The sequence below is a fragment of the Neisseria sp. P0021.S006 genome, assembly GCF_051956895.1.
This window is the reverse complement of record NZ_JBQCWZ010000090.1, coordinates 1-3,474: the sequence shown is the minus strand read 5'-3', so window position 1 is coordinate 3,474 and position 3,474 is coordinate 1. Positions and strand designations below refer to the sequence as shown.

The following is a 3,474-nucleotide window of genomic DNA, read 5'->3' as shown; positions in this document are numbered from 1 at the left end:
ATATAAAAGAGTATTTTAACCTATTATATTAAGTTCTTAACAAAGAGAAACTATGTCTGCTTTTACTCCCAAACCCAAAATAATCATTCTCAGCCTTGCCAGCGCGTTCAGTACATTAACCGTTGCCAATACCATCGAAACCTCAGCTCGACCAGAACAATACCAGGAATTGGATACCGTTGTTGTCAGTGGCAAACGTACCAACGACCAAAAAGGCGCGGACGACGTGTATTACAAAAACGTCTCCAACGCCTATGTCGGCAAAGAATACCTCGAACGCTACCGCGTCCAATCCGCCGGCGACGTGCTCAAAGGCCTAAACGGCGTGTACAACATGAACACCCGCACCGCCGGCGGCGCGATTACGCCCAACATACGCGGCATCACCGGCAAAGGCCGTATCCCCGTAACGCTGGACGGTACGGAGCAGACGGTCGATGTCTGGCTCAACAACTACGGCGTGGGCGACCGCAACTACCTCGACCCCGCCCTGTTCCGCAGCATCGCGGTGGAAAAAAGCCCGGCCCTCACGCGCGGCGTGAAATCGGGCGTCGGCGGCGCGATGTCTATCCGCACCATCGAACCTTCCGACATCATCCCCGAAGGGAGAAACTGGGGAATCGAAGTCAAAACCGAGTTTTCCGGCAACACCGTGGCGCAGAAAAACGACCTGCGCCAATTCTTAGGCCGCGACTACCGCACTCTCTCGCCCATAGGCGCGACGGCGGACGGGGTATCGGGTATGCCCGATGTATTGACCGGCTATACCGGCAAACCTTCCCCCACCGCCCTGTTGTTGGACGAAGGCATCGCGGGTACCAAGTATGCGGGCGGCAAAAGCCACACCAACTTCAAAGACGACAGGCAGCTGATGTTGTCCGCCGCCTTCAAAACCGACATTACAGACGGCCTTGCCGCATACAGCCACCGCCAAAAAGGCAACTACTACGCGGGCAAACGCGGTTATCAGAGCTACCTCAACAACCCCATTTACGGTGCAGATGCCTGTTACGACCAGTATCCCGACAAATCGCCACGGGAAAAAGACATACTCTGCAAATCTTCCGCCAGCCTGGTGCCGAATATGGCCGTCCTGTTCAGGCCGGGCGAAGAAATCATGAACAGCCACACCGACACCAAAACCCTGCTGCTGAAAAACAACTGGTATCTGCCGGGCAACCAAAAAATCAGCCTGCAATATATGGACAACAAAATCGGCTTCGGCGAAATCAACCCCCTGATAACGGCATGGATACTCGGTTTCGCCGAACAATCCCTAGACGAACCTGCGCAGCAGGCACCGGGCATAGGGACGAAAATCGACAGCAAAACCTACAAAATCGGCTACGAATGGAAGCCGCAAAACAACAAATGGATAGATTTTCAGGCCGATATGTGGCGGGTGAAGACCGACAGCAACCGCCATCAGAGCGGCGGCCCCGTCGTCGGCGTCATTACGCCCGACTATGAGTACGACCTTTGGTATTGGTGCAACATACGCAAACAGCCCTCACCTAACCTGCGGGGGGAAAGCTGCGAAAGCGCGATGACGTCGAACACCTACGGTTCGGCGCGAACCCATGAAGAAGTGCTGCGCATGATAGAAGACACGCCCGACAAAATCGCCCGCAAGCTGGCAGAATACGATGAAAACAACCGTGCGATTACTGACCGCTGGATGGGGCATACGGGCGGCTACTACGCCATCACGCCCGCCGATAAAAATGTGATGACCGACCAGACCAACCATCTGGGCAGGCTGATGAACCTGGCCGAACTGAAGCAAAAGCTGAATCAGGAACGCTACTACATCGAACATCCCGACCGTATCATCGTTCCCGGTGCGCGGCAGCGTACCGACGTCGTCCGCAACGGCTTCAACCTCAGCAACCGCTTCCGCCTTTCCGACAAACTCAGCCTCACCCTCGCCGCCGACTACCAGCGCGAAACACTGGAAGAACGCACCGATACCGCCGACAGCAATGATTTGATGAATACTTTCGGCGTACTGACTCGCATGGCGGCCTTGGGCGGCCCGCAGTCGGCGAAAAAGCGCGAATGGGGCGCGAACCTGGTCTTCGACTGGAAACCGACTTCCCGCCTGAACATACAGGCGGGCGTGCGCTATCAGAACTTTAAAGGACGCAATATCGAACTGGCGCGGCAGCGTGCCGCACGCAACCCCTGGTATCAGTATGGCCTGGGTTCGGACAGCTATGTTACCGGCCTGATGATGCCGTATTTTGAATTGGCGGATGAAGAAGATATTGCCAACCAAAAGCGAATGTTGCAGCTTTATAACCCTGATAGAATCGGAGGACAGGTTGCAGAATATCAAGACCTTAACCGCCGTTTTAAGGAAAAAAACGGTTACGATTTTGATCCGCATGATACTCTCGTTGATCAGGAAACACGCTTGTATGCCAAACCAAATGGACAGCTTGTTGAATATACACATGGCGATAAAAATACCGATGTGCTATATGTCCTACGCCGCAAACAGATTATCCCAATTGTTTCGGGAAAATTCGACAACAGCAAAGTACAGCTTGCTCCCGAGAAATACCGCGAAATGGTAAATAATCCGCAAGGCAAGGGCGGCAGCCACCGCCGCTATATTCCGGGGGCGAATTTACATATTGCTCCCGGACAGATTACCGAATCGCAAGCACTGGCCAATACAAATCAGACACCACCGGAAGACGATAATGATTTTGCTAGAGACCGGTTAGCTCATCCACACAACCTTGCTTGGGTCAGGCATCAATTCGGCGAAGCCGACCGCTGGCGCATACCGCAGGAGCAACGCGCGCATTCCTGGTCGCCCATGCTGGCGGTCAGCTACGATCTTGCCGACAACCACCGCCTCTTTGCCCGTTATGCCCGCATGAGCCGCTTCCCCAGCCTGTATGAATTGACCGGAGTCAGCAGCAACGCCCTACTCCGCAGGGAAGTTGTTGCCGAATACGACCTAAAACCCGAAAAAAGCACCAACTGGGAAGTCGGCTACAATTTCAATTTCGCCCCGCATTTCACCAAGCTGCGCCAAGGCGACCTCCGCCTCACCTACTACAGCAATAAAATCAAAAACCAAATCGACACATCCAATATGGACGGCGGCATGATCCAATACGACAGGGCAGTCAGCAAGGGGGTGGAGCTGCAAAGCCGCCTCGACAGCGGCCGCTTCTTCGCCTCCTTCGGCGGTACTTACCGCTTGAAACACGCGGTTTGCGACAAACAAATCGCCTTCAAATTCGACTATTACCTGCAACGCGTACCCGAATGCCTGGAAGGCGGCTTCGGAATCAGCCGCTTCTTCCAGTCCCTGCAGCCGAAATATTCGCTTTCCCTTGATGTCGGCACGCGCTTCTTCAACAAAAAACTGGAATTGGGCATGCGCGCCATCCATCACAGCAAGGCGGAGCGGAAAAACTACGACAAGCTGATTGCCGACGGCGCGGGGCAGGTGTA

The 3,474-nt window shown here is 54.3% G+C and carries 1 protein-coding gene; it reads left to right on the top strand.

Annotation, left to right across the window (positions count from 1 at the left end):
- Positions 1 to 52: 52 nt before the first annotated feature.
- Positions 53 to 3,474 (top strand): TonB-dependent receptor domain-containing protein (locus tag ACTHUM_RS10930; RefSeq protein ID WP_440402884.1); only part of this gene is annotated, 3,422 nt, incomplete at its 3' end.